The organism is Micromonospora sp. NPDC000668, assembly GCF_042897975.1.
Classification (GTDB): domain Bacteria; phylum Actinomycetota; class Actinomycetes; order Mycobacteriales; family Micromonosporaceae; genus Micromonospora.
Map to the genome: position 1 here is coordinate 1,883,711 of NZ_JBIAYP010000001.1, position 26,810 is coordinate 1,910,520.

Consider the following 26,810-nt stretch of genomic DNA (forward strand, 5'->3'; position numbering starts at 1 on the left):
GCGCCTCGGCGGCGGCGTCCGCCGGACCGGTGGCGACGTTCTCTTCGGGCTGGGCCACGGTCTCCTCCTCGCTCACGACGGTTGTTCGGTTGGCGACTGCGGGCTCGCGGGCGTCGTCCCGGTCTGCGACTGGGGGTTCATGACGCCTCGCCGAAGGCGACGTCGCTGGCGAGCACGGCCGCGCCGGCGACGCCGGCACGGCCGCCGAGCTCGGACAGCACGACGGGGAGGTTGCCGGTGGCCAGCGGCAGCGACCGGCGGTAGACGACGCTGCGGATCTCGGCGAGCAGGATGTGCCCGAGCTGGGCGAGCCCGCCGCCGATCACGATCATCGACGGGTTGGTGAAGCTGACCAGGCCGGCGAGCACCCCGCCGACCCGCCGTCCGCCGTCGCGGATCAGCTGGATGCAGGTCACGTCCCCCTCGACGGCGCCCTCGGCGACGTCCAGCGCGGTGACCACACCGCGCAGGGCCATCCGCTCGGCCAGCGCCGGCGACACCCCGCTGCGGGCGGCGGCGATGGCGTCCTTGGCCAGTGCGGCACCGCTGAACAGTGCCTCCAGGCAGCCGACGTTGCCGCAGGAACACATCGGACCGTGCGAGTCGACCTGGATGTGGCCAATGTCCCCGGCGCAGCCGTCGGTGCCCCGGTAGACCTCGCCGGTGAGGTAGATGCCGCACCCTATTCCGGTGCCGATCTTCACGAAGAGGAAGTCGTCCACCGAGTGGGCGACCCCGCCGTGGCGCTCGCCGATCGCCATGATGTTGACGTCGTTGTCGACCACCGCGGGGCAGCCGTGCTCCCGGCTGAGCAGCTCGCGCACCGGGAACCGGTCCCAGCCGGGCATGATCGGCGGCGAGACCGGGACGCCGTCGCGGAAGCTGACCGGGCCGGGCACCCCGATGCCCACCGCGTCCAGCCGCTCGTACGCGCCGTCGACCCGGGCCTTGTGCAGCAGCTCGTTGACCCGTTGCAGGGTCACCTTCGGTCCGTTGCGGATGTCGGCCGGTTCGGCGTAGTGGGCCACCGGTTCGAGTCGGCCGTTGACCACCTCGACGTCCATCGAGCTGGCGCCCAGGTCGACGGCCGCGAACCGCAGCTTCGGGTTCAGCTCGACCAGAGTGGAGCGGCGCCCGCCCCGCGACGCGGCGAGCCCGGCCTCGGCGACGTAACCCAGAGCGACCAGTCGGTCCAGCTCGGCCAACAGGCGCGGGCGTGGCATCTGGAGCCGGTCACCCAACTCTGCCCGGGACACGGCCCCCTCGTCGCGGAGTAACCGCAACAGCCGGACGTGCAGGGGGTCGACGGTCCGCACCGGGACTCACCTCTTCATCGGACTCGTTCACATCGGCGCAATGCCGATGTGTTGTGTCCGACACAGTAGGAGCGTTCCGTACCGCGTGTCCAGAGCTTCAACCGTTCTGATCCCAACTTTTGTCCGAAAGAACAAAAGCTACTAGTCGATCAAGAAAAGGATCACCTGCCGCCCGCATCCGCTCGCCGGCTGTACCGCCGCAGGACACGGGACCGCCCCGCCAGCCGTTCTCCGGCGGCGGGGCGGTCGGACCGTCGATCAGCGGCGGCCGGCGGCGTTCCGCTTCTTCCTGAGCTTGCGGTCGTCGCGCAACTCGACGTACGGCTCGTCGTCGACCGGGTGGCCGGCCGAGATGGCCCGGCCGCGCTCCAGCTCTGCGTCAAACTCGGCGCCCAACAGGATTGCGATGTTGCTCAGCCAGAGCCAGACCAAGAAGATGATCACCCCGGCCAGCGCCCCGTACGTCTTGTTGTACGAGCCGAAGTTGCTCACGTAGAAGGCGAACAGGCCGGAGATCACCAGCCAGATCAGAACGGCCAGCACGCCACCCGGGCTGACCCAGCGGAACCCGCCGTGCCGCGCGTTCGGCGAAGCCCAGTAGAGGATCGCGAACATCAGGCTGACCAGGATCAGCAGCACCGGCCACTTGGCGATGTTCCAGACCGTGACCGCCGTCTCGCCCAACCCGACCGCGTTCCCGACCAGTTCCGCGAGGCGGCCGGTGAAGACCACGATCACCGCGCAGGCCAGCAGCAGCACGCCGATCACCGCCGTGACGCCGACCCGGATCGGCAGCGTCTTCCAGATCGGTCGCCCCTCCGGCACGTCGTAGATGGTGTTGGAGGCGCGCATGAACGCGCCGATGTACCCGGAGGCGGACCAGAACGCGGCCAGCAGACCGATGATCGCCGCGATGCTGGCCAGCCCGCCGTTCTGCTGGGCCTGGTTGATCGCGTCCGTGATGATCTGCTGGATGTTCCCCTCCGGCACCGCCTGGTTGACGGTGTCCTTGACGCCCTCGGTGGCGCCGTCGCCGAGCAGGCCGAGCAGGGAGATCAGCACCAGCACCCCGGGGAAGATGGACAGCACCCCGTAGTAGGTCAGCGCCGCGGCCCAGTCGGTCAGGCTGTCGTCCTGGAACTCTGTGACCGTCCGGCGCAGAGCCGCCTTCCAGCCGCTGCCGGGCAGGTCGGTGGGGCTGTCCGGCCCGGCGTCGGGACCGACCGGCGCGCTGGCGGAGTCACGCTCACGCCCGCTGTCGGCGGAAGACTCGTCGGAGGCCATTGCCCCTCCCCACTGTCGGCGATGTTGCCTCCGACATGCCCCGCAGGAGGCGCCGGGTAACCCCTACTTGTAGAGCAACCTGCCCATCCGGCGCGAGGCGACCAGCAGGCCGAGCGCCATCATCGCCAGCAGGTAGAGCACGTCGAGCAGCCAGGACCAACCACTGCCACCCAACGCGAGACCACGGATCAGGTGCACCGACCGGTAGAGCGGGGTGACCTCGATCAGCCAGTGCAGCAGGGTCGGGTAGGCCTGCGCCGGCACGAACGTGCCGGAGAAGAGGAAGAGGGTGAACTGGGCGGACCCCATCAGGTCGAAATCCTGCCAGCTACGCATGAAGGTGGAGAGCGCCATGCCGAGCGCGCCGAACGCGAACCCGACCAGCACGGCGGCCGGGAGAGCGGTCAGCGCCCGGGGGACGGTGGTCAGGCCCAGCGCGATCATCACCCCGAGGAACGCCGCCGAGTAGGCGCTGCCGCGCAGCATCGCCCAGCCCAACTCTCCGACGGCGATCTCGAACGGCCGTACCGGGGTGGCGATCATCCCGTCGTACAGCTTCATGTACTTCATCTTGCCGAAGAAATTGAAAGTCGTCTCCGCGAGCGCCCCGGTCATCGCCGAGGAGGCGAGCATCGCCGGGGCCACGAACTCGGCGTACGAGACCAGCCGCCCGTCGGGCAGCGGCAGGTCGCCGACCAGCGTCCCGACGCCCACCCCGATCGAGAACAGGTAGAGCAGTGGCTCCACGAAGCCGGAGAGCAGCAGCAACCAGTAGACGGACTTCAGGGCCGCGACGTTGCGCTCGACCACCGACGCCGAACGCCGGGACGCGGCGGAGACGTCGACCAGCCGAGGCAGGATCAGCGTGACCACGACATTCTCCCTAGACGACGAGCTTGCGACGGAACGCGCGCAGCGCCAGCAACCAGCCGCCGAGGGCCCAGGCCGCCAGGTAGAGCAGGTGCCCGGCGATCGACCACTGTGGTGCGACGCCGAGCGTGGCCGCGCGGCAGAGGTCGACGGCGTGCCAGAGCGGTGTCAGGTACGCCAGCCAGCGCAGCGCCTCGGGCAGCGACTCGACCGGGAAGAACACCCCGGCAAAGAGCGTCATCGGGATGACCGCGAACCGGAACAGCATCGCCAGCCAACTGTCGCTGGACACCGACGCGGTGTACGCGAACGTCGGCGCGGCCATGGCCAGCCCGAGCAGTGCCACCACCGGCAGGGTGGCCACCGCCCAGGGCGACCGCAGTGCCCCGAACAGCCCGGTGACCAGCAGGAACGCCGCGATCGTGGTGAGCACCCGGAACAGCACGAAGGCCAGGTGCCCGGCCACGATGTCGCCCACCCGCAGCGGCGACGCGCTCTGCGCGAAGTATGTCTTGACCCACTGGAAGTTGCTGAACACCGGCCACGTCGAGTCGCCGACGGTCACCTGGAGGGCGGTCGAGGCGATCAGCCCGGGGACCAGCCAGTCGAGGTAACGCACGCCGCCGACGCCCTGGTCGATGTAGGCGCCGACGCCCACCCCGAAGCCGAGCACCGTCAACACCGGCAGCAGGAACGAGGAGAACACCCCGGCCCGCCAGGTGCGTCGTAACCCCACCAGGTAGTGCTCGAACACGGCGTACGCCGGGACCCAGGGGAACCCCGGCCGAGCCCGCTCGCGCGCCGATCCCGCCACGCTCACCACGACCACCCCCGCCCCACCGTGCCTGCCACCACGACCTTCCTACCCCCGGGGTACGACAGGCCGCCGGTCACCCTACGGCGACCTCCCCCGACCTGTCCCCCCGTTTCCGCCGGCCCCGCCAAGCACGATGGGGCGCGTCTCGCACCCACCGTCGGACAGGTGCGAGCCGGCGGCGGGGCGGGTGCACGCCGAGGCGGGTGCGGCGGCGGGATCAGCCGCGCCGGGGGGCGCGGACCAGCGCCTGTACGGCGTAGCCGAGCAGCAGCACCCCCGCGCCGGTGCCGACCACCACACCGGCCGACACCGCCGAGGCGAGCGCGACGACGAGCCCCGCCGCCGCCAGCACGCACATCGCGATGCCGAGTGGCCGGAGCAGCGGGTCTCGCAACAGCGGGGCGAGCGGGAAGAAGTGCAGCCCGACCACCGCACAGACCAGCACCGGGATGTACTCGGACCAGTCGGCGGCGGCCAGCAGGACGGCGCCCACCCCGGCGGCGGCGAACTCTACGACGACGATGAGCACGTACCGCCGGTTGGTCGCCCGGTCCCCCGCTCCGCCGCCGGCGCCCCGGGGGCGGCCCGACACCACGCCACCCACCACAGCCGTGATCATGGAGGCCACGCTGCCCACCACCAGCAGTGCGCGCCACGGCTGCTCCGCCGCCGGCACGCTGAACCAGACCGTGGCGAAGATGCCCAGGTACAGGGCGGTCAACCCGGCCTGGTGCCGGCTGTTGGTCGGCAGGTTGGACATGAAACCCCCCATGGTTCTGCTGCCGGTCGGGCGGACGCGCTCACCGGGCTGCCGATGCTACGCAAGATCACAACGTGCCACTCACCCGACCGGCGGGCTCGGGCGCGGGTCAGTCGACCAGGGTGCGGCCGGTCAGGTGCAGGAAGACGTCCTCCAGGCCGCTGCGCCGCACCAGCACGTTGGCCGGACTGAGCCCCAGCGCGGAGACCTCGGCGACCGCCGCGTCGCCGTCGGCCACGTACAGCAGGATGCGGTCGGGTAGCACCTCGACCCGCTCCCCCAGCCCGTCGAGCTTGCCGGCGAACGGCTCCTGCGACTCGGCGGCGAAGCGCAGCTCGACCACCTCGCGCGTGGAGTGCTGCTCGATCAGCGCCCGGGGCGAACCCTCGGCGACGATCCGCCCGCCGTCCATCACCACCAGCCGGTCGCAGAGCTGCTCGGCCTCGTCCATGTAGTGCGTGGTGAGCACCAGCGTGACGCCCTGCTGCTTGAGCCGGAACAGCCGCTCCCAGACCAGGTGCCGAGCCTGTGGGTCGAGCCCGGTGGTCGGCTCGTCGAGCAGCACGATCTCCGGATCGTTGACCAGCGCGCGGGCGATGGTCAACCGGCGCTTCATCCCGCCGGAGAGTGGCTCGACCTTGCTGTCGGCCCGCTCGGTGAGCTGGACGAAGTCGAGCAGCTCGGCGGCCCGCTCCCGGGCCGCCCGGCGCGAGATGCCAAAGTAGCGGGCGTAGACGGTCAGGTTTTCCCGGACCGTCAGCTCCGGGTCGAGATTGTCCAGCTGCGGGCAGACGCCGAGCCGGGCCCGGATGGCCGGCCCGTCGCGGACCGGGTCCAGGTCGAGGATGCGCAGCTCACCCCCGCTCGGCGGGGAGGTGCAGCCGACCATCCGCATGGTGGAGGACTTGCCGGCGCCGTTGGGCCCGAGGAAGCCGAACGCCTCGCCCGAGCGCACCTCGACGTCGATGCCGTCGACGGCGGTGAAGTCGCCGAACCGCTTCACCAGCCCGCGAGCCTGAATCAGTGGTCGCCCCGAAGTCACCGCCCGACCCTAGCGGCCAGGTCCGACAGCTCTCCAGGCAAATTCGACGCCGGTCGAGGCGGCGGCGCCGACACCCGACCTGCCCGCGGCGAAACGCCCGTCGATGCCCCACCTGATAGTCGATCGACGTGTATCGTCCCCTCGTGTCGCCCACCCGTTCGCCCGACGGTTCGCCACCACCCGCACAACCAGCCGACTTCCACACCAGCGAGCCCGCTCCGGGCACCGGCGGTGCACCACCCCGGCAGGCTGCGCCAGCCGAGACCGAGACCGTCGCTGCGCCAGCCGAGACCGAGACCGTCGCTGCGCCAGCCGGGGCCGAGACCGCCGTGGCCGACCCGCCCGGCAGCGCCGGCCGGGCCGGGCGCATCGACGGCGACGATGCGCGCACCGATCCCGAGCGGACGGCGCGCGACCTGGCCGCCCAGTTCGAGGACGAGAAGCCGGGCCGGGTGTTGTCCGGGCCGGCCGGCCTGCTCCTCACCGCGGCGGCGCTGGCGGCCAGCGGGCTGGCCCTCTGGCAGGTGTTCCGCCCGCTGGCGCAGGGCAGCAAGTACTACTTGATCATCTTCCTGGCGCTCGTACTGCCGCTGGTCTTTCTGGCCTACCCGGCCGACCTGCGGCTGCGGGCCCGGCTGCTGGCCTGGCGGCGCCGCACCAGCCGGCCGGTCGACCCGGGCCTGCCGCGTCCGGCCCCGACACGACCCACCGCGGTGGACTGGGCCCTGGTCGCGCTGGCAGTGGCCGGTTGCCTCTACCCCGTGCTGCCGATCTGGATCGGTACGGGTGGCGGCGGCTACAACGCCTTCCTCGACCGGCAGGGCCTGCTCGTGCCGCTGGACCTGGTGATGGGCACCCTCCTGCTGCTCCTGCTGCTGGAGGCGTGCCGGCGGACCACCGGGTGGATCCTGCCCGCGGTCTGCCTGCTGTTCCTCGGCTACGGCTACTACGGCGGGCTGCTGCCGCAGTCCTGGCCGGTCGCCCACTCCGGGCTCGACTTCAGCCAACTGGTCGACGCGTTCTACAACTCCGACAGCGGCTTCTACGGCACCCCGCTGGACGTGGCCGCCTCGTACATCGTGCTGTTCACCATCTACGGCGCGGTGCTGGAGCTGTCCGGTGCCGGGCGGTTCTTCGTCGAGCTGTCAGCGGCAGCGTTCCGCCGCTCGCGCACCGCCGCCGGGCGGACCGCGGTGGCCTCCGGCTTCCTGCTCGGCACCGTCTCCGGCTCCGGTGCCGCGACGACGGTGAGCATCGGCGCGGTCACCTGGCCACTGCTGCGCCGCGCCGGCTATCCCCCAGAGCGGGCCGGCGGCATGCTGGCCGCGGCCGGGGTGGGCGCGATCCTCTCCCCACCAACCCTGGGCGCGGCGGCGTTCATCATCGCCGAGTACCTGGGCGTCTCGTACCTGCAGGTGCTCGGCTGGGCCACCGTGCCGACGGTGCTCTACTACCTCGGCATCCTGCTCGCCGTGGAGATCGACGCCCGGCGCTCCGGCGTACGCCCGGTGGTGATCGACGTCGCCTCACCGTGGCGCCTACTGGGCCGGTTCGGCTACCACTTCGCCTCGCTGATCGCCATCATCGTGCTCCTCGCCGTCGGCGTGTCCGCGACGAGAGCGGTCGTCTTCGCCACCCTCCTGGCGGCTGCGCTCTCCTTCCTGGACCGTACGCACCGGCTCACCCCGGGCCGGCTGACGGCCGCGCTCGTCACCGGCGTACGCGGCGTGCTCGCGGTGACCGCCGTCTGCGCCGCCGCCGGCATCATCACGGCGACCACGACGAAGACCGGCCTCGGGCCGCAGGCCGCGGCGCTGCTGGTCGGCGGGGCGAAGGCGGTCACCTCGGACCCGACCCTCGTGCTGGCGCTCACCGCGCTGCTCGCGGCCGTCGCCCTCACCCTGCTGGGCCTGGCCGTGCCGGTCACCGCCTCGTTCGTGATCGGTTGGGTGATCGTCGGCCCGGCACTGCTCGACCTGGGCGTGACGGCACCGGCCGCCGCGATGTTCGTCTTCTACTTCGCGGTCCTGTCCGAGGTGTCCCCACCGACCGCGCTCGCGGCGGTGGCCGCCGCCGCGGTCACCGGCGGTCGGCTGGTGCCGACCATGTGGCAGACCCTGCGCTACGCGCTGCCGGCCTACCTGACCCCGATCGCCTTCGTCAGCACACCGGCCGGGCTCGGCCTGCTCGGCATCGGCGGCGTGCAGCGGATCGTCTTCGCCGGCCTGGTCACCGCGCTCAGCGTGGCCGTGCTCGCCGTCGCCGCCGGTGGCTGGCTGCCCGGCGTTGGTCCCGCCGGCGCCCCGGAGCGTGTGCTCGGTGCACTCGCCGGCGTGACGCTGCTCTGGCTCGAACCCGTACCGGTCACGGTCGGCGCCGCGCTGGCCGCCGTCGCGGTGGCGGGAGTGTTCGTACGACGCGGATCCGCCGGCCGGGCCGGCGGGCGGCCAGCCGGTTCACCAGCGAACCTCCGGGAGGAGAAACTGTGAGACGAATCGATGTACGGCTCGTGGCGGGTCTGAGCGTGGTCGCCCTCGTCGCGGTCGGAGCCACGGGTTGCGGGGGCCAGCAGGGCGGTGCCGCCAAGGACGACGCGGCCAGCGAGGTCACCTGTGAGGTGACCCGGGAGACCCGCGTCGGCATCGCCACCGGCAACGCGACCGGCGTCTACTACGTGGTCGGCAACGCCCTCGCCGGGCAACTGTCCGGAGCGACCGGTGGCAAGCTCACCGGCACGGCCGCGGAGACCGGCGCCTCGGTGCAGAACGTCGAGCAGTTGGTCAGCGGCCAGTACGACGTGGCGTTCTCCCTCTTCGACACGGCGGTCAACGCGGTTCAGGGCAAGGGCAGCTTCACCGCGCCGCAGCCGGTCGAGGCGCTCGCACGCATCTACGACAACTACACCCAGGTCGTGGTCCGCAATGACGCCGGGATCAACTCGGTGGCCGACATGCGGGGCAAACGGATCTCCACCGGTTCGCCGAAGTCGGGCACCGAGGTGATCGCCAACCGGCTGCTGGAGGCCGCCGGCCTCGACCCGGCCAAGGACATTCGGGCGCAGCGGCTCGACCTGACCAAGACAGTCGAGGGGATCAAGGACGGCAGCATCGACGGCTTCTTCTGGTCCGGCGGCCTGCCCACCGGAGGCCTGACCGACCTGTTCACCACCGCCGGCGACCGGGTGAAGTTCATCGACATCGCGCCCCTGCTGCCGAAGATGACCGAGTTGAGCCCCGCCTACCAGGCCGGGACGATCGGCCGGGACGCGTACCGGACGGCGGCGGACACCCCGACGATCGTCGTGCCGAACGTGCTGCTGGTCCGCAAGGACCTGGACGCCAACGTCGCCTGTGCGATCACCCGAACGGTCTTCGACAAGCGGGACACCCTGGCCCAGGCGAACCCTGCGGCCAAGGGCATCTCCCTGGAGACCGCCCGGAAGACCGAGCCGGTTCCGCTGCACCGTGGTGCCGCGAAGGCGCTGGAGGATCTCGGCGCCAACTGACCCGGCCAGCGGGCCGGGCCGCGGCGGGCCGGGCGGCCGGCTACCCGTCGACCGGTGCGGTGGCGGCCCGGGCCGCGGTGACCAGGCGGTCGGTCTCGGCGAGCAGTGCCTCCTCGTCCGGCGGGGTGCCGGGGTCGAGGCGGACCGTCCAGGTCAGACCGTCCACCCCGGCCGCGCGCCGGGCCGCGACCCGGGCCCCGCCACCGGGCACCGGGTGGTGTTCGGTGTACGCGACCGAGCGGGTCACCCGGGCCCGCACCTGGTGCGGCAGCTCGCCCGGGTCGAGCAGCAGGTACGACTCGGCCGGGCAGTCGGTGACCACCGTGTACCCGTCGCGTTCGACGAGGGTCTCGGCGGGCGTGACGGTCAGCTCGCGGCCGGACCAGACGGCCTTGAGGATGTCGTGCCAGCCGAGCCGGTGCCCCCGACCGGGCAGCCACAGACCGAGGTTGGTGGCCACCACCACCCCGTCGCCCTCGCCGTTGCCCGCCGCCGCCCAGGCCAGCACCCGTTCGTCGGCGGCGAGCGGCGGCCGGTCGGCCGGGGGGAGCTTCGGCTTGCGGCTGAACAGTCCCATCTAAAGGCCTCCTGCGGCCTGCTCGCGCAGCGCCCGGGCGTGCTGCTCCAGTGACAGCAGCTCGCCGAAGGCGGCGAAGTACTCGTCCTTGTTGTTGACCGGGTTGATCCGCTGGATCCGCGACTTGAGGTCCCGGATCCGGGCCGTCACCGACCCGAACTGCACCCGGGCCATCGTGATCGACACGTAGCGCGGGTCCGGTTCACCGTCGATCCGTAGCGGCTCCACCGCCAGCTCGCCCACCAGCGCCGCCGACGCCAGGTCGTCGCAGGCGTCGCGGACCAACTCGATCCAGACGGCGCCGCCGGTCGCCGACACGGCCCCGCCGGCCGCCGCGATGGCCGCGCGCACCGCGACGTGCACCGGGTGCCGGTACTCCGTGGCCTCGACGGCGTCGAACATCGGCCCGGCCAGCACGGGCTGCTGCAGGGCGAGCTTCAACGCTTCCCGCTCGACCATCGACTGCGGGCTGTCCAGTGCCGGCTCGGGGCGGGTCGGCGCGGGCCGGCCGGCGGGGGCGGCGTCCCGGGCGCCGGGCGGCGGGGCGTTGGCGGCGGCGAGCACCGCCCGCTGCACCGGCTCGATCTCCATCCCGAGGTCCATGGCGAGCTTGCGGACGTACTCCGGGCGCTTCTCCCGGTCCTTGAGTTGCGCGACCAGCGGCGCGGCTCGGCGCATCGCCTCGACCCGGCCGTCGACGGTGTCCAGGTCGTACCGGCTGATCACGTGCCGCAGCGCGAAGTCGACCAGCGGCTCGCGCCGGGCCACCAGGTCGCGCACCGCCAGGTCACCCTTGGCCAGCCGCAGCTCGCACGGGTCCATGTTGTCGGGGCTGACGGCGATGAACGTCCGGCCCACGAAGCGCTGGTCGTCGGAGAAGGCGCGCAGCGCCGCCTTCTGGCCGGCGGCGTCCCCGTCGAAGGTGAAGATGATCTCCCCAGCCACCGAGTCGGTGTCCAACAGCAACCGGCGCAGCACCCCGATGTGGTCGGCGCCGAACGCCGTGCCGCAGGTCGCCACCGCCGTGGTCACCCCGGCCAGGTGGCAGGCCATCACGTCGGTGTAGCCCTCGACGATCACCGCCCGGCCCTGCTTGGCGATCTCCCGCTTGGCCTGGTCGATGCCGTAGAGCACGTGCGACTTCTTGTAGATCGGCGTCTCGGGGGTGTTCAGGTACTTCGGGCCGTCATCGTCGTCGAAGAGCTTGCGGGCGCCGAAACCGATCACGTCGCCGGCGAGGTCGCGGATCGGCCAGAGCAGCCGCCGGCGGAACCGGTCGATCAGCGTGCCGGAGCGGGACTCCCGAGACAGCCCGGCGGTGACCAACTCCTGGTGGGTGAAGCCCTGCTGGCGCAGGTGCTTGGTGAGCAGGTCCCAGCCCTCCGGTGCGAAGCCGCAGCCGTAGCGCTCGGCGGCGGCCCGGTCGAAGCCACGTTGGGCCAGGAACTCCCGTGCCTGGCGGGCACCGGCGGTGCTGAGCTGAGCCTGGTAGAACTCGACGGCGGCGGCGTGCGCGGCAACCAGGCGCTGGCGCTGGCCCTGCTGGGGTCGGGGGCGCGGGGTGCCCTTGTCGTCCTCCAGGTAGCGCAGCTGGATGCCGGCGCGGCCGGCCAGCCGCTCGACGGACTCGATGAAGCTGAGGTGCTCGGCGTCCATCAGGAACTTGATCGCGTCGCCACCGGCCCCGCAGCCGAAGCAGTACCAGACGTTGCGGGCCGGGGAGACGTTGAAGGACGGGCTCTTCTCGTCGTGGAACGGGCACAGGCCCTTGAGGTTGCCGCCGCCGGCGGACTTCAGGGTGACCGTCTCGGAGATCACGTCCCCGATCGAGGTGCGTTCCCGGACCAGTGCGATGTCCTCGTCCCGGATTCGCCCAGCCATGCGCCACCCCCTCGGCGTACATCCTGCCCTGCCGGACCGGCGGCACGCCGGCCGGGGCACGCCGGATGTGGCGGCCACCGCTGCCGGCTCGACGGTTCCCGCCCGGGAGCCGGACCCGCGCGGGGACCATGACCAGATGCGGAGGGTACGGACCGTCGGCGCCCGCTTGCCGGGATGGTTGTCCGGTCGGCTGGGCGTACGCGGGCCGGCACCGCTGGAGGACGAGGCCGGGCACCGCCACGCCACCTGGCTGGAGCTCTTCCTCGACATCATCTTCGTGTACGCGCTGGCGGCGGTGGTGGCCCGGCTGGGCACCGACTCGACCCCGTCGGTGGGCGGCATACTTGCCGTGAGCGGGCTCTTCGTGGTGGTCCAGTGGGCCTGGATGGGTCAGGTCTACTACGACACCCGGTTCGACCCGGACGATCTGCCGCACCGGCTGCTGGTGCTGGTCGCGCTGGTCGGCGCGGGCGCGATGACGCTCGGCGTGGACGAGGTGCCGGAGAGCGCGCTGCTGCCGGTCGGGTACCTGATCGTCCGGGGCGTGCTGCTCCTGCTCTACCTGCGGGCCCGGCCGGCCAGCCCGATCGCCCGCACGGTGATCTCGGTCTACCTGGTCGGCTTCGGGCTGGGCTGGCTGATCTGGCTGGTCTCGCTGGCCGTGCCGATCGCGCTGCGCCCGGCGCTGTGGGTCGTCGCGATGGCCATCGAACTGGCCACGCCCTGGGTCGGCCGACGCCGGCTCGAGCAGTGGCCGGTGGACAACCGGCACCTGCCGGAACGGATCGGCCAGTTCACCATCATCGTGCTGGGCAGCGCGCTGGCCAACCTGCTCTTCGCGGTGCCGGACCACCCCCGGCCGCACATGATCCTCACCGCCGGGTTGGCCTTCGTGGTGCCGGCCGCCGTCTGGTGGGTCTACACCACCTTCGTCACCACCAACCTGTCGACGACCCGCCTGCGTGCAGGGCAGGCGTACACCTATCTGCACATCCCGCTCAGCGGTGCGCTGCTGCTGCTCGGCTGGTCGCTCGGGCAGGCGGTACGGCTGGTCGACAGCGGCGCGAGCCGGCTGCCGCTGGAGCTGCGGCTGCTGTTGGCTGCCTCGGTGGTGGTCTGGGTGCTGTGTGGGCTGGGCCTGTTCACGCTCGCTACCCGGCCGAGCGCCTCCCGGCTGGCGATCACCGCCTACGCGGTGATTTCGGTCAGCCTGATCGGCGCGACGGTACGCGAGGCCCGGCTGCTGTTGCTGCTGCTGCTCGCCCCGGCGATCGTCGGGTACGCCGTGCTGCTCAACCGGCGACTCACCGCGGTCCGTGAGGAATGGGACCGGCAGACCGAGGGCTGAACCGCGCTCAGGCAGCGGTGGGCTCCTCGGCCGCCACCTCCCGGTTCCAGTCGGCCTTGGCGGAGCGCCAGCCCTCGTCGTCCATGCCGCGCCGCCAGTAGCCGGAGATGGAGAGCCGATCGGCGGGTACGCCCCGCTCGGCGCGCAGCAGCCGGCGCAGTTCCCGGACGAAGGTCGCCTCGCCGTGGACGAAGGCGTGCACCCGGCCCGGCGGGAACTCCAGATCCCGCACCGCCGCCACCAGCGCGGCACCCACCGGGCGCTCGCCGCGGTGCAGCCAGGTGAGCTGGACCGCGCCCGGGCTGAGCAGCTTCTGCTCCTCCGCCGGGTCGGCGATCTCCACGAAGACATGGGCCGGGGCGCCCAGCGGCAGCCGTTCCAGGGCGGCGCCGATCGCCGGCAGGGCGCTCTCGTCGCCGACCAGCAGGTGCCAGTCCGCATCCGGGCTCGGGGCGTACGCCCCGCCGGGTCCGACGAAGTGCACCGGGTCGCCCGGGCGCAGCGCGGCGGCCCACGGGCCAGCCAGCCCCTCGTCGCCGTGGTGCACCACGTCGACGGTCAGCTCCTCGGCCAGCGGGTCCCACTGCCGCACGGTGTACGCGCGCAGCCGGGGCCACTGCTCGCGGGGCAGGTCACGGCGGATCTCGGCGAGGTCCAGCGGCTGCGGGTACGCGACGCCGGGCTGCGGGAAGACCAGCTTGATGTAGTGGTCGGTGAACTCGCCCACCGGCAGGCCGGCCAGCTCGTCCCCGCCGAGGACGAGCCGGATCAGATGCGGGGTGGGTCGCTCGGTGCGCAGCACTCGGACCGAGGTGACGTTCCTGGGGCGTTCCGTCATACCACTTAGGCTAGCCTAAGCTGCGCCGCCCCCGGACGGCGGTGCTCCACCTCCCACCAGGCGGGTGTGCCAGGTCACCGCCGCCGGGTCGGTGAGTGAGGCGACCTGATCGATCACCACCCGCAGCCGGGCGGCGTCGTCCGGCGCGGCCCGCCACAGCGGGGCGAAGATCGGGTCGAGCCCGTCCGGCGCCCGCCGGACCAGCGCGCCCACCAGCTCGGCCAGCATCGCCCGCTGCCGTTCGTAGCGGCCCCGGAAGCCGGAGCGACGCATCACGTAGCGCAGCGCGATGCCCTTGAGCAGGGCGCACTGGGCCCGGACCAGCCGCGGCACCACCAGGTCGGCGGCGTAGCGGCGATGCGGGCCGGCGCCGAACCGCTCCTCCGTGGCGGCCACCGCCGCGGAGACGAACCGGCCGGTCAACCCGCTGGTGGTGGCCTTCAGCGCGGCCTGGGCGCGGTGGCTGCCGTCGTACCCGACGAGGGGGGCCAGCAGTGGGTCGGCCAGCAACTCGACCAGCACCTCGGCCAGGTCACCCGGGGACTCCCCGGAATAGGTGGCGGCCACGTCGGTGCAGAGCGCCGCCCGTTCGTCGGCATCGTCGAGCAGCGGACGCAGCGTGACGTACCCGCCGTGGATGCCGTCCTCCACGTCGTGCACGGAGTACGCGACGTCGTCAGCCCAGTCCATCACCTGCGCCTCCAGGCAGCGCCGGTCGCCGGGCGCGCCGGCCCGGATCCAGCCGAAGACGGCCGCGTCGTCGGCGTACACCCCGAACTTGCGCTGCCCGGGGCGGCGCAGCCAGGGGTACTTGCCGATCGCGTCGAGCGAGGCGCGGGTCAGGTTCAGCCCGGCGGACGAGCCGTCCGGGAGGAGCACCTTCGCCTCCAGCCGGGTCAGCACCCGCAGCGTCTGGGCGTTGCCCTCGAAGCCGCCGCAGGGCGTGGCGAGCAGGTCCAGCGCCTCCTCGCCGTTGTGCCCGAACGGCGGGTGCCCGAGGTCGTGCGCGAGCCCGGCGACGTCCACCACGTCCGGGTCGCAGCCCAGCCGGGCGCCCATCTCGCGGGCGATCTGGGCGACCTCCAGCGAGTGGGTCAGCCGGGTGCGCAGGAAATCGTCGGTGCCGGCGGTGTGCACCTGGGTCTTGGTCGCCAGCCGGCGGAACGCCGCTGAGTGCAGCACCCGGGCGCGGTCCCGCTCGTACGGCGACCGGCGGTGGCCGGTGTCCTTGGGCGGCTCCTCGACCAGCCGGGCGTCCGCCGCGACGGACGGCGGTGCGGTCAACCGGTCACCGGCTCACTCCTCGCGCTCGCGAAGCCACATCTTGCTCGCGACTGCGGGGCTCGCAAACCCGGCTCACTCCTCGCGCTCGCGAAGCACGCAGAACTCGTTGCCCTCCGGGTCGGCCAACACCGTCCAGTCCACCTGGCCCTGGCCGATGTCGACGTGCCGGGCGCCCATGTCGACGAGCCGTTCGACCTCGGCCTCCTGGTCGGCCGGGCGAAGGTCGAGGTGCAGCCGGTTCTTGCGTTCCTTGCCGTCGGCCACCGGCAGGAAGACCAGGCCGGGGAGCTTGTCGACGGACTGGCGGATCTCCACCTCGTCCGGCTTCTCAGTGATGATCTGGTAGCCGAGGGCTTCGGCCCACCAGCGGGCCAGTCGGGCCGGATCGCGGGCGTCGACGGTCAGGCTCTCCCAGACGCTGGTCATGCAGTCACCCTTCCCCCTCGACGGCGTGCGCAATCGGCGGTGTGCGAAGGAGCCAAGATTACGCCGCTCGGGGCCGCCCGGCCCGCCCGCGACGCCTCGTCCGCAGGCCCACAACCGCCGATTGGCCGGGAGTTGTCAACCGATTGCCGAGGGTTACGGGCTCGCGAGCGGAGGTCGCTACCGGTAGCGTTCCCAGCGCGGAACGTGACCAGCCGATCGACACGCAGAGCCTGACCGGTAAGGGGACGCTCGTGGACGCCGACACCGTGGTGGGAACGGAGCTACGCGGGTTGCGTCGGCGCCGTCCCGAGGTCGCCGGGGCCGTCCTGGCCGGCACCGACGGGCTACTCATCTCCAGTGACCTGCCCAGCACCGACGCCACCCACCTCGCCGCGCTCGCCGCGGCCAGCTTCGGGCTCGGCCACCGGATGGCCGACACGGCCCAGCAGGGCGAGTTCCGGGAGTCGGTGGTGCGCACCACCGCCGGCTGCGTGGTGACCTACCCGGCCGGGCGCAACGCCCTGCTGACCCTGGTCACCGTCGCGGCCGCGGAGGACCTGGAGGCGCTGCACGAGGAGGCCCGGGCGGTGGCCCATCGGGCCGGCTCGGTGCTGGACATCCGCGGCGGCGGGATCGGCAACACCGCCATGCCCGACGCGCACGCCCCGCTGGCCGTGCGTACCCCGATGGCCACCCTGCCGGCGCAGCTGCACCGCTCGGCCCGACCCACCTGGCGGCGCCCGCCGATCTGATCGCTGGTGCCGGCGGTGGCCCGGGAGCCCGGTCCACCGCCGGCCCTGCGTCAGCGGCTGTCCGACCCGCCGGTCTCCACCGCCGCCCGACCGGCCTCCAGCCGGGCCACCGGCACCCGGAACGGCGAGCAGGAGACGTAGTCCAGACCGACCTCGTGGAAGAAGTGCACCGAGTCGGGGTCGCCGCCGTGCTCGCCGCAGACACCGAGCTTCAGCCCGGGCCGGGCGGCCCGGCCCTCCTCGGCGGCGATCCGCACCAGCCGGCCCACGCCGTCGCGGTCGATCGACTCGAACGGCGAGATGCCGAAGATGCCCAACTCCAGGTAGCGCCAGAAGAACGCGCCCTCGACGTCGTCGCGGGAGAAGCCCCAGCCCATCTGGGTCAGGTCGTTGGTGCCGAAGGAGAAGAACTCCGCCGCCTCGGCGATCTGACCGGCGGTCAGCGCCGCCCGGGGCACCTCGATCATGGTGCCGATCAGCACCTCGACCCCACTGTCCCCGACCACCTCGGCGATGATCTTCTCGGCCTCGGCGCGGACCGTCTCCAGCTCCTGCACGGCGCCGACCAGCGGCACCATGATCTCCGGCTTGGCTGTCCCGCCGCCACGGGCGCAGGTGACAGCCGCCTCGGCGATGGCCCGGACCTGCATCGCGAACAGGCCGGGGATGACCAGGCCGAGGCGGACGCCCCGCAGCCCGAGCATCGGGTTCTCCTCGTGCATCCGCCGGACGGCGGCGAGCAGCGCCTCCTCCTTGGCCACGTCCTCGCCGCGCTCCTGGGCGACCGCGACGTTGACCGCGAGCTGCTCCAGCGGCGGCAGGAACTCGTGCAGTGGCGGGTCGATCAGCCGGACGGTGACCGGCAGCCCGTCCATCTCGCGGAAGATCTCCTCGAAGTCGGCCCGCTGCAACGGCAGCAGCGCCGCCAGCGCTGCCTCGCGCTCACCCTCGGCTCGGGCCAGGATCAGTCGCTCGACCAGCTCGCGCCGGTCGCCGAGGAACATGTGTTCGGTGCGGCAGAGCCCGATGCCCTCGGCGCCGAAGCGCCGGGCCCGGGCGGCGTCCGCGCCGGTGTCGGCGTTCGTGCGGACCGCGAGCCGCCGCTTGTCGTCGGCGTGCGTCATGATCCGGTGTACGGCCCGAACCAGCGCGTTGTCGATGTGCGCGGGGTCGAGACTGCCCTCGAAGTACTGCACCACCTCCGACGGCATGACCGGCACCTCGCCCAGGTAGACCTTGCCGGTGGTGCCGTCGATGGAGACGACGTCGCCCTCGCCGACGGTCTGCCCGGCCACGGTGAACCGCTTCGCGGGCACGTTCACGTCGATCTCGTCGGCGCCGGAGACGCAGGTCTTGCCCATCCCCCGGGCCACCACGGCGGCGTGGCTGGTCTTACCGCCGCGCGAGGTGAGAATGCCCTTGGCGGCGATCATGCCGTTCAGGTCGTCCGGGTTGGTCTCCCGGCGGACCAGGATCACCGACTCGCCCTCGGCGGCCAGCTCGACGGCCCGGGCGGAGGTGAAGACCACCTTGCCCGATGCCGCGCCGGGCGAGGCGCCGATGCCCTTGGCGACCGGCTGGAAGTCGTGGTCGAGCTGGAAGCGCGGGAACATCAGCTGGGCCAACTGCGCGCCGTTGACCCGGTGCAGCGCCTCGTCCAGGTCGATCAGGCCCTCGTCGATCAACTGCCCGGCGATGACGAACGCGGCGGCGGCGGTGCGCTTGCCGACCCGCGTCTGCAGCATCCAGAGCTTGCCGCGTTCGATGGTGAACTCGATGTCACAGAGGTCCTTGTAGTGCTCCTCCAGCCGGGCCATGATGCCGAGCAGCTCGTCGTAGGAGGACTTGTCGAGCTGCTCCAACTCCTGCAACGGCACCGTGTTGCGGATGCCGGCGACGACGTCCTCGCCCTGGGCGTTGGCCAGGTAGTCGCCGTAGATGCCCTGCGCGCCGCTGGCCGGGTCCCGGGTGAACGCGACGCCGGTGCCGGAGTCCGGGCCGAGGTTGCCGAAGACCATGGAAACCACGTTGACCGCGGTGCCGAGGTCGGCCGGGATCCGCTCCTGGCGGCGGTAGAGCACCGCGCGCTCGGCGTTCCACGACTCGAAGACCGCCCGGATGGCCAGGTCGAGCTGTTCGCGTGGCTGCTGCGGGAACTCCCGACCGGTGTGCTTGACGAAGATCTTCTTGTACGAGTCGACCAGCCCACGCAGGTCGTCGGCGTCCAGGTCCAGGTCGTTGTGGGTGCCCTTGGCGCGCTTGACCTCGTCGAGGGCGTGCTCGAACTCCTCGCCCGGCACGTCGCAGACGGTCTTGCCGAACATCTGGATGAGTCGCCGGTAGGAGTCCCAGGCGAATCTGTTCGCGCCGCCGGAGGCGGCCTGGTCAGTGGAGCCGCCCGCCTGGGCGGAGAGCCCCAGCACGCTCTGGTCGTTGAGGCCGACGTTGAGGACGGTCTCCATCATGCCGGGCATGGAGAACTTGGCGCCGGAACGGACGGAGACCAGCAGGGGGTCCTGCGGGTCGCCGAGGCGCTTGCCCATCGCGCGCTCCAGCGATTCCAGGTGCGCCTCGATCTGGCCGGCGAGCCCGTCCGGCTCCCGGCCGGTCGCGAGGTATGCCTGACAGGCCTCGGTGGTGATGATGAAGCCGGGGGGCACCGGCAGCCCGAGGTTGGTCATCTCGGCCAGGTTTGCGCCCTTGCCGCCGAGCAGGTCCTTGAGGTCCTTGTTGCCCTCGGAGAAGTCGTAAACGTACTTGTGATCGACGGTCTCTTGCGCTGCCACCAGAGCCTCCCACGCGCGCCGGATTGACACTTAACGAAGGTTCAGTTTCCTCATACCCCGGGACGGACCACCGGTAATCCCGGGGTTGACATCGATCGGTGGGCGAAGGTTAAGCGAACATCGAGCGGCCGGGGACCGTTCGGTGACAATAGGCACAGCCATCACGACTATCCGCGTTCGTACCGGTTTTTGGGAACGCTTCCACGCGCACGATCACGCATCCCGCCCTCTCGCCGTACTCTTGATGGCAACGCAGCCAGCGAAACTCACTTTTGCCATATTCGGCGCGAATACACCCCCGGAGCCGCCGCCGTGTCGACCTTCTCCTCCCCCGGATCCGCCGCCACCCCCGGCGCGGCCGAATCCACCGACCCGATCTCACTGTCGGGGCACGAACCGGACGCGGCCACGCTGGCCCGGGCCGCCGAACGGGCCGCCGGTGAGCTGCTCGCCCCGCCGGCCCCGGTTCGCCTGGCCGACGTCGTGCCCGCCCCGCAGGAGGTCGAGCCGAACCCGGCCGAGGACTGGCTGCTGCCGGCCGAGGCGGTCATCGTGGCCAGCGCCGATCCCGCCGCGCTGGCGGTCGCCGAACAGCTCGCCGAGCTGCTGCGTCCGGCCACCCGATACCCGCTGCCGGTGACCGACGCCGCCGGGCCGGCACCGGTCGACGGCATCGCGCTGGTCCTGACCGACGACGACGGCCTGGGCGCCGAGGGGTACCGGCTGGCCGTGACCCGGACCGGGGTCACCATCACCGCCGTCACCGCCGCCGGCCTCTTCTACGGCGCGCAGACCCTGCGTCAACTGCTGCCACCGGCGATCGAGAGCCCGGTCCCGGTCGCCGAGCACTGGATGCTGCCCGGCGGGTCGATCGTCGACCGGCCCCGGTTCCCGTACCGGGGCGCGATGCTCGACGTGGCGCGGCACTTCTTCGCCGTCGCCGACGTACTCCGGGTGATCGACCACCTGGCCCGGTACAAGCTCAACCACCTGCACCTGCACCTGACCGACGACCAGGGTTGGCGGATCGCCGTCGACTCCCGGCCACGATTGACCGCCGTCGGCGGGACGACCGAGGTCGGCGACGGCCCCGGCGGGTTCTACACGAAGGCCGACTACCGCAGGATCGTCGAGTACGCCGCCGCTCGGCACATCACCGTGGTGCCGGAGATCGACCTGCCCGGCCACACCAACGCCGCGCTGGTCGCGTACCCGGAACTGGCACCGGACAAGGTCGCACCGCCGCCGTACACCGGCACCGAGGTCGGCTTCAGCTACGTCGACCCGGCCGACGAGCGGACGTACGACTTCATCGCCGACGTGCTGGGTGAGCTGGCCGCGCTCACCCCGGGGCCGTGGCTGCACATCGGCGGCGACGAGGCGTTCAAGGTCAAGGGCGAGGTGTACACCGGTTTCGTCGAGCGGGTGCAGCGGATCGTCGCCGACACCGGTAAGACCGTCGTCGGCTGGCACCAGCTCGCCCCGGCCGCGCACGCCGACGGACGGGTGCTCCAGTGGTGGGGCACGAACGGCGAGGACTCGGCCATCACTGCCGAGGCGGTACGCCAGGGCGCCCAGCTGATCGTCTCCCCCGGCAACCACGCCTACCTGGACATGAAGTACGCCCCGGACACCCCGGTCGGGCAGGACTGGGCCGGCCTGATCGACGTGCGACGCGCGTACGACTGGGATCCCGGGTCACACGTGACGGGCGTGCCAGAGGCGGCGGTACTCGGCGTGGAGGCCCCGCTCTGGACCGAGTCGATCACCTCGCTGGCCGAGATCGAGTTCATGCTGTTCCCTCGGCTACCCGCCATCGCCGAGCTGGGCTGGTCGCCCCGGGCTACGCACGACTGGGCCGGTTTCCGCGACCGGCTGGCCGGACACGGCCCGCGCTGGAGTACCGCCGGGATCACTTTCCACCTCTCCCCCGAAGTCCCCTGGCCCGCTGAGGGGATCGGCTCCGCCCAGCCGACCCGCCCACACCTCCCGACCCAGCCCGGCCCCGGCACCGCCCCCGCCCCAGTCGCCGACCAGCTCTGACCGCCCCGCACCCGCGACCTCGCCCCACCCGTCACCCAGGCCCCTCGCGGGCCGCGAGTCGGCCGGGAGACCGACGCTCGGGCGGGTCGACGGCGGCGGGACACCCGCACTGTTGAGCGTGATACCTGAGAGTCATATTGATACCTCAGAGTCATCACGCTCAAAGGCACGCACCCGGCCGACGCACGGCGGCGGCCTCCTAGGTCTGCGCACTTTCCGGGAAGGTGTGGCCTCGGCGCGTCTGGAGGCAGCACTTTCCCGGAAAGGGCGTGGCTAGACGCCGGTCGACGTGGGCGGCCACGTGGGTGTGGTGTCCGGTTCGGGATGTAAGCCGGATGGGTCGGTGTCTGGTTGTGGGGTGGGTCGTCCCGTGGTCGGGGCCACCTTCAGCGTGGAATCGGGGGCCGGCCCGGGTCGTTATACCTGGCATGCGACCGTGGCCCCCTGGCCCGGTGCGCGGCAGCCGCCGGGAACACCGGCCAGGCCGCCCCGGTTACATCCCCCTGTAGCCAGCCGCCAGCCGTTGGGAACACCCGACCGGCCGCCGCGGTTACATCCCCGGAACCCCGAGCAGGTCCCCCCCGGATCGCCGGACCGTTCCCCCCTTCTTGAACTTCCTTGACGCGGCATCCCCCTGCCGCGTGCACCCCCGATGCAGAGGAGCACGCCATTATGCGTACCGATCTGATTCGTAAGACCGCTCTGACCGCTGCTGGGCTCGCCTTCACCGGCGGCGCGATCGCCGGTCCGGTGACCGCCGCTTACGCCGCGTCGGATGCCAAGCCCGCTACGCAAAACCAGTCGGATCGGAAGTCGTCGGGTGAGCGTCAGCTGGGTGTGCGCTACGAGGCGCAGCCGAACTTCTACTACTGCGGTCCCGCCGCCGCCCGTAACGCCCTGTCCGTGCAGGGCAAGGACATCAGCGTGGACGCGATGGCCAAGGAGATGGGCACCACCGAGGCCGGCACCAACTCCATCAACGACATCACCCCGGTCCTGAACAAGGAAACCGGTAAGAACGACGCCTACCGCAGCGTCGAGATCAGCACCCCCGCCGCTGACAGCAAGCAGACCGACAAGCTGCGCGCCGACGTCGTGAAGACCGTGGATGACGGTCGGGCTGTGGTGGCGAACATCGCCGGCACCAGCGTCGACGTCGACGGCACCAGCCACTCGTTCGAGGGTGGGCACTACATCAGCGTCGTCGGCTACCGCGACAACGGCAACATCGTGAAGATCGCCGACTCCGCCGATCCGAACCAGGCCTCCTACGAGGTCACCGTCGAGCACCTCGCCGACTGGATCGCCACCCGCGGCTACGCCACCAGCTGACACCCAGCAACCAACGACGAAGGGCCGGACCCCTAGCGGGGTCCGGCCCTTCGTCGTCATTCGGTCAGCCGCCGGAGTCGTCCATCTCCGCGCCCTCGGGTACGACGTCATCGTCCCGGCTGGCCAGCCAGCCGTCCGGCAGGAAGACCTTGCCCGGGGAGTTCGTCCGCCCGCGCGGCTGGCCCAGGGCTGCCACCGGGAACGGCTCCGCCGGGTCAAGCTTGCCAAGCAGATCGTCGAGCTGAGCCAGGCTCTCGATCATCGCCAGCGAGCGGCGCAGCTCGCCGCCGACCGGAAAACCCTTGAGGTACCAGGCGACGTGCTTGCGGAAGTCGGTGCAGCCGTCCCGCTCGCCCCGGGCTGGGTTGCGCGCGCCCGCGACGAACTGGTCGACCAACAGCTCGGCGTGCCGGCGCATGGTCACCGCCACCTCGCCGAGGGTGGGCAGCCGCCGCTCCGGCCGGCCGTTGAAGGCGGCCTCCAGGTCAGCGAAGAGCCACGGGCGGCCCAGGCATCCGCGCCCGACCACCACGCCGTCGACCCCGGTGTGGGCGACCATCCGCAGAGCGTCGTCGGCCTCCCAGATGTCGCCGTTGCCGAGCACCGGCACGTCCAGGGCCTGCTTGAGGGTGGCTATCGCATCCCAGTCGGCGGTGCCCGAGTAGCGCTGCCCGGCCGTCCGCCCGTGCAGGGCGACCGCGGCCACCCGAGCGTCCTGCGCGGCGAGCCCGGCCTCGACGTACGTCAGATGGTCGTCGTCGATTCCCTTGCGCATCTTCACGGTGACCGGCACGCCGGCCGGTGTCGCGGCGTCCACCGCGGCCTTCACCAGCCGGGCGAAGAGCCGGCGCCGCCACGGGAGCGCCGCGCCGCCACCCCGGCGGGTCACCTTGGGCACCGGACAGCCGAAGTTGAGGTCGATGTGATCGGCCAGGTTGCGCTCGACCACGATCCGCACCGCGGCGGCGGTGATCTCCGGGTCGGTGCCGTAGAGCTGGAGGCTTCGCGGCTGCTCGTCCGCGCCGAACGCGATCATGTGCAGCGTCTTCGGGTTCCGCTCGACCAGCGCCCGGGTGGTGATCATCTCGCAGACGTAGATGCCGCCGCCCTGCTCCCGGCAGAGCCGGCGGAATCCGACGTTGGTGATCCCGGCCATCGGCGCGAGCACCACCGGCGGCCACACCTGGTACCGCCCGAGAGTCAACGGGCGCAGCGCAGGGACGGTCGAGGCGGTCACCGGACAAGTGTACGGGGCCTCGGCCGGCGCTTTCCGCGTCGGCCGAGGCCCCGTAACCACCGTCTCAGCAGCCGGGGAGGCGCTCGATCAGGTAACGCTCGACCTGGTCCAGGGAGATCCGCTCCTGGGCCATGGTGTCCCGGTTGCGGACCGTCACGGCGTTGTCGTCCAGGGTGTCGAAGTCGACCGTCACACAGAACGGCGTGCCGATCTCGTCCTGCCGGCGGTACCGGCGGCCGATCGCCTGCGAGTCGTCGAACTCCACCACCCAGCGCTTGCGCAGCAGCGCGGCGAGATCCTTCGCCTTCGGCGACAGCGCCTCGTTGCGGGACAGCGGCAGCACCGCCACCTTGACCGGGGCCAGCCGCGGGTCGAACCGCATCACGGTGCGCTTGTCCACGCCGCCCTTGGTGTTCGGCGCCTCGTCCTCGTCGTACGCCTCCAGCAGGAAGGCGAGCACCGCGCGGGTCAGACCAGCGGCCGGCTCGATGACGTACGGCATCCAGCGCTCGCTCTTGGTCTGATCGAAGTAGGACAGGTCGACGCCGGAGTGCTTGCTGTGCGTGGAGAGGTCGAAGTCGGTGCGGTTGGCCACTCCCTCCAGCTCGGCGAACTCGGTGCCGCCGAACTGGAAGCGGTACTCAATATCCACCGTCCGCTTCGAGTAGTGGGAGAGCTTCTCCTTGGGGTGCTCGTACAGGCGCAGGTTGTCGGCCGACAGGCCCAGGTCGAGGTACCAGTTCCAGCGCTCCTGGAGCCAGTACTCGTGCCACTGCTCGTCGGTGCCCGGCTCGACGAAGAACTCCATCTCCATCTGCTCGAACTCGCGGGTCCGGAAGATGAAGTTGCCCGGGGTGATCTCGTTGCGGAACGACTTGCCGGTCTGCGCGATGCCGAACGGCGGCTTCTTGCGGGCGACCGTCTCGACGTTCTTGTAGTTGACGAAGATGCCCTGGGCGGTCTCCGGGCGCAGGTAGTGCAGCCCTTCGTCGCTCTCCACCGGGCCCAGGTAGGTCTTCATCAGGCCGTTGAACATCTTCGGCTCGGTGAAGGTGCCCTTGTTGCCGCAGTTGGGGCAGTTCAGCTCGGCGAGCGAGGTCAGCGGCTTGCCGTGCTTCTCGGCGTACGCCTCCTCCAGGTGGTCAGCCCGGAACCGCTTGTGGCAGAACTGGCACTCGGTGAGCGGGTCGACGAACTCGGCGATGTGGCCGGACGCCTCCCACACCTTGCGGGCCAGGATCACCGCGGAGTCGAGGCCGACCACGTCGTCGCGCTGCTGGACCATGGTCTTCCACCACTGCCGGCGGACGTTCTCCTTCAGCTCCACGCCGAGCGGACCGTAGTCCCACGCCGATCGGGTGCCTCCGTAGATCTCGCTGGAGGGGAAGACGAAGCCTCGGCGCTTGGCGAGGCTGACGACGGCGTCGATACGGTCGGCTGGCATGTTTCCTCCTACGCCGGCTGGCGGTCGGCGGGGGCGAGATGTGGATGGAACGGTCGGTTCGGGACAACGGTACGACCACCGTCGCCCCGAGCCCAGGAGAATACCGGGGGCGGGTCAGCTCACCCCGCAGACCTCCATGCCGCCGGTCTGACCGTCCTGGCCCAGGCTCACCTGCTGCTGTTCCCGGTCGCCGCCGTCGAGCGTCACGTCCACCGGAACGGTCAGGTTGGTGGTGTCCACCTCACCCACCCGGAAGGCGGCGACCTGCGGCTCGGCGGCCGCCCGCCGCTCGAACTCGGGGCGGGACTCGCGCCGCTGCGCGTCGTCGCAGAGCTGGTCGTAGGCCCGCCCGTAGTTCCGCTCGACCAGCGCCTGGTAGTAGTCGCCGGTCACGGTGCGGCCCTGTTCGCGGATCGCCTGCACACCGCTGACGGCCAGGCCGACCACGGCCGCGCCACCCCCGCCGCAGCAGAGCAGCACGGCGAGCGCGCCGACGCCGAGGCCGATCCAGAGCCGGGTCCGGCGGCCCTCGGTGGGCGGCGCGGCGAACGGCGGAGCCACCCCGGGACCGGGTGGCGGGGCGGGTGCGGTCATAGGAGCAGGGTAGTGCCAGACGGCTCAGCGGTAAGGACCAGCAGCCCGATCACTCTCGGCGATGACCACGGCCCCACCGGGCGCCGCACTGGCCAGCCCCTCGTACGCGGACGGCTCGTCAACGGACTCGGCGAGTAACGGCACGGCGCTCACCTTGACCTCGAAGGCACCCAGCGCCCGCCGGTAGGTGCCGACCGACTCCCACTCGGTGACCAGGGACCAGTACCGGGGGTCGTCCAGCGCCCGGACCAGTTGACCGCGCAGGTAGCCGGGCCGGGCGGCCAGCGCGGTGAGGGCGGCGTGCGCCCGTTCGGTGAAGTCGTCGGCGACATCGACGTCGACCACGAACCGGTTGGTCACCAGCACCGGGGGTTCCTCCTCGTAGAGTCTGTGGGATGCAGCGTACGCAGCGCCCTCTGCTCGCCCGGTTGGCCGGGGCGAACCCGACGTCGGTGTTCCTGCTCACCCTGGTGGTGGTGCTGGTCGCGTTCTTCACCCCCGGCGTGATCGGCGGGCTGCTGACGCTCGCGCTCGCCGCGGGCCTGATCGCCCTGATGGTCACCACCTGGCCGGTTCAGGCCCCGCAGACGCGGTTGATCCGGCTGCTGATGCTGACCCTGCTGGTCACGGTGGGTCTGGCGAAGCTGCTCTGACATGCACTCATGCGTTTTTGA

The 26,810-nt window shown here is 71.6% G+C and carries 21 protein-coding genes and 2 pseudogenes; 7 read left to right on the forward strand and 16 right to left on the reverse strand.

Annotation, left to right across the window (positions count from 1 at the left end):
• Positions 1 to 137 precede the first annotated feature (137 nt).
• The 6 genes from ACFY29_RS08735 to ACFY29_RS08760 form a co-directional block, all read right to left on the reverse strand.
• Positions 138 to 1,316 (reverse strand): ROK family protein, encoded by a 1,179-nt coding sequence (locus tag ACFY29_RS08735; RefSeq protein ID WP_328419243.1) that lies wholly within the window; start codon positions 1,314 to 1,316, stop codon positions 138 to 140.
• Between the two features lie 258 nt (positions 1,317 to 1,574).
• Positions 1,575 to 2,600 (reverse strand): YihY/virulence factor BrkB family protein, encoded by a 1,026-nt coding sequence (locus ACFY29_RS08740; RefSeq protein WP_386984418.1) that lies wholly within the window; start codon positions 2,598 to 2,600, stop codon positions 1,575 to 1,577.
• Positions 2,601 to 2,663: 63 nt separating this feature from the next.
• Positions 2,664 to 3,473: an ABC transporter permease gene (locus ACFY29_RS08745; RefSeq protein ID WP_328419247.1), complete on the reverse strand. Its 810-nt coding sequence runs from the start codon at positions 3,471 to 3,473 to the stop codon at positions 2,664 to 2,666.
• 10 nt (positions 3,474 to 3,483) lie between these two features.
• Positions 3,484 to 4,284 carry an ABC transporter permease gene (locus tag ACFY29_RS08750; RefSeq protein ID WP_328426836.1) on the reverse strand — a complete coding sequence of 267 codons (801 nt, stop codon included), beginning with the start codon at positions 4,282 to 4,284 and terminating at the stop codon, positions 3,484 to 3,486.
• Positions 4,285 to 4,504: 220 nt separating this feature from the next.
• Complete coding sequence (locus ACFY29_RS08755) at positions 4,505 to 5,047, reverse strand: hypothetical protein (protein WP_386984420.1); 543 nt, start codon at positions 5,045 to 5,047, stop codon at positions 4,505 to 4,507.
• 109 nt (positions 5,048 to 5,156) lie between these two features.
• Complete coding sequence (locus ACFY29_RS08760; protein ID WP_386984422.1) at positions 5,157 to 6,089, reverse strand: ABC transporter ATP-binding protein; 933 nt, start codon at positions 6,087 to 6,089, stop codon at positions 5,157 to 5,159.
• Between the two features lie 143 nt (positions 6,090 to 6,232).
• Between ACFY29_RS08760 and ACFY29_RS08765 the strand changes: the two genes are divergently transcribed.
• Together ACFY29_RS08765 and ACFY29_RS08770 are read left to right on the forward strand one after the other, a co-directional pair.
• Complete coding sequence (locus ACFY29_RS08765; protein ID WP_386984424.1) at positions 6,233 to 8,578, forward strand: TRAP transporter fused permease subunit; 2,346 nt, start codon at positions 6,233 to 6,235, stop codon at positions 8,576 to 8,578.
• Complete coding sequence (locus ACFY29_RS08770) at positions 8,575 to 9,594, forward strand: TAXI family TRAP transporter solute-binding subunit (protein ID WP_328419252.1); 1,020 nt, start codon at positions 8,575 to 8,577, stop codon at positions 9,592 to 9,594. Before ACFY29_RS08765 ends, ACFY29_RS08770 begins: the two co-directional genes overlap by 4 nt.
• Before the next feature lie 40 nt (positions 9,595 to 9,634).
• Here the strand turns inward: ACFY29_RS08770 and ACFY29_RS08775 are convergent, their stop codons facing one another.
• Both ACFY29_RS08775 and dnaG read right to left on the reverse strand, forming a co-directional pair.
• Positions 9,635 to 10,171 carry a hypothetical protein gene (locus ACFY29_RS08775; protein ID WP_386984427.1) on the reverse strand — a complete coding sequence of 179 codons (537 nt, stop codon included), beginning with the start codon at positions 10,169 to 10,171 and terminating at the stop codon, positions 9,635 to 9,637.
• Positions 10,172 to 12,074, reverse strand: a pseudogene (dnaG, locus tag ACFY29_RS08780) (DNA primase).
• A gap of 114 nt (positions 12,075 to 12,188) precedes the next feature.
• On the opposite strand from dnaG, the gene ACFY29_RS08785 reads away from it, so the two are divergent.
• Positions 12,189 to 13,400 carry a low temperature requirement protein A gene (locus ACFY29_RS08785; RefSeq protein ID WP_386984429.1) on the forward strand — a complete coding sequence of 404 codons (1,212 nt, stop codon included), beginning with the start codon at positions 12,189 to 12,191 and terminating at the stop codon, positions 13,398 to 13,400.
• Positions 13,401 to 13,407: 7 nt separating this feature from the next.
• Here ACFY29_RS08785 and ACFY29_RS08790 read toward each other — a convergent pair whose 3' ends face one another.
• The 3 genes from ACFY29_RS08790 to ACFY29_RS08800 all read right to left on the reverse strand — a co-directional run bounded on the left by ACFY29_RS08790 (position 13,408) and on the right by ACFY29_RS08800 (position 15,948).
• On the reverse strand, positions 13,408 to 14,238 hold the full coding sequence (locus tag ACFY29_RS08790; RefSeq protein ID WP_386984431.1) for a siderophore-interacting protein: 831 nt from the start codon (positions 14,236 to 14,238) through the stop codon (positions 13,408 to 13,410).
• A gap of 15 nt (positions 14,239 to 14,253) precedes the next feature.
• Complete coding sequence (locus tag ACFY29_RS08795; RefSeq protein ID WP_386984433.1) at positions 14,254 to 15,522, reverse strand: deoxyguanosinetriphosphate triphosphohydrolase; 1,269 nt, start codon at positions 15,520 to 15,522, stop codon at positions 14,254 to 14,256.
• Positions 15,523 to 15,594: 72 nt separating this feature from the next.
• Positions 15,595 to 15,948, reverse strand: coding sequence for a VOC family protein (locus ACFY29_RS08800; protein WP_328419262.1), 354 nt, complete (start codon positions 15,946 to 15,948; stop codon positions 15,595 to 15,597).
• Between the two features lie 251 nt (positions 15,949 to 16,199).
• Between ACFY29_RS08800 and ACFY29_RS08805 the strand changes: the two genes are divergently transcribed.
• A complete protein-coding gene (locus ACFY29_RS08805; protein WP_328419264.1) occupies positions 16,200 to 16,700 on the forward strand; it encodes a roadblock/LC7 domain-containing protein in 501 nt (166 codons plus the stop codon).
• Between the two features lie 50 nt (positions 16,701 to 16,750).
• Here ACFY29_RS08805 and ppdK read toward each other — a convergent pair whose 3' ends face one another.
• Positions 16,751 to 19,486 carry a pyruvate, phosphate dikinase gene (ppdK, locus tag ACFY29_RS08810; protein ID WP_328419265.1) on the reverse strand — a complete coding sequence of 912 codons (2,736 nt, stop codon included), beginning with the start codon at positions 19,484 to 19,486 and terminating at the stop codon, positions 16,751 to 16,753.
• A 402-nt stretch (positions 19,487 to 19,888) separates the two neighbouring features.
• Here ppdK and ACFY29_RS08815 point away from each other — a divergent pair.
• Both ACFY29_RS08815 and ACFY29_RS08820 read left to right on the forward strand, forming a co-directional pair.
• Positions 19,889 to 21,509, forward strand: a pseudogene (locus tag ACFY29_RS08815) (beta-N-acetylhexosaminidase); the annotation flags it as partial.
• A gap of 692 nt (positions 21,510 to 22,201) precedes the next feature.
• The gene (locus ACFY29_RS08820; RefSeq protein ID WP_386984436.1) at positions 22,202 to 22,861 is read left to right on the forward strand and encodes a C39 family peptidase; all 660 of its coding nucleotides are present in this window, start codon (positions 22,202 to 22,204) and stop codon (positions 22,859 to 22,861) included.
• Between the two features lie 64 nt (positions 22,862 to 22,925).
• Here ACFY29_RS08820 and dusB read toward each other — a convergent pair whose 3' ends face one another.
• The 4 genes from dusB to ACFY29_RS08840 all read right to left on the reverse strand — a co-directional run bounded on the left by dusB (position 22,926) and on the right by ACFY29_RS08840 (position 26,502).
• Complete coding sequence (gene dusB / locus ACFY29_RS08825; RefSeq protein ID WP_386984438.1) at positions 22,926 to 24,098, reverse strand: tRNA dihydrouridine synthase DusB; 1,173 nt, start codon at positions 24,096 to 24,098, stop codon at positions 22,926 to 22,928.
• 64 nt (positions 24,099 to 24,162) lie between these two features.
• Positions 24,163 to 25,542 (reverse strand): glycine--tRNA ligase, encoded by a 1,380-nt coding sequence (locus tag ACFY29_RS08830; protein ID WP_328419271.1) that lies wholly within the window; start codon positions 25,540 to 25,542, stop codon positions 24,163 to 24,165.
• Between the two features lie 114 nt (positions 25,543 to 25,656).
• Positions 25,657 to 26,136, reverse strand: a complete 480-nt coding sequence (locus ACFY29_RS08835) for a hypothetical protein (protein ID WP_355609013.1) — start codon at positions 26,134 to 26,136, stop codon at positions 25,657 to 25,659.
• A gap of 24 nt (positions 26,137 to 26,160) precedes the next feature.
• The gene (locus ACFY29_RS08840; protein ID WP_386984441.1) at positions 26,161 to 26,502 is read right to left on the reverse strand and encodes an antibiotic biosynthesis monooxygenase; all 342 of its coding nucleotides are present in this window, start codon (positions 26,500 to 26,502) and stop codon (positions 26,161 to 26,163) included.
• Positions 26,503 to 26,531: 29 nt separating this feature from the next.
• Between ACFY29_RS08840 and ACFY29_RS08845 the strand changes: the two genes are divergently transcribed.
• Positions 26,532 to 26,789 (forward strand): hypothetical protein, encoded by a 258-nt coding sequence (locus ACFY29_RS08845; RefSeq protein WP_328419274.1) that lies wholly within the window; start codon positions 26,532 to 26,534, stop codon positions 26,787 to 26,789.
• Positions 26,790 to 26,810 lie beyond the last annotated feature (21 nt).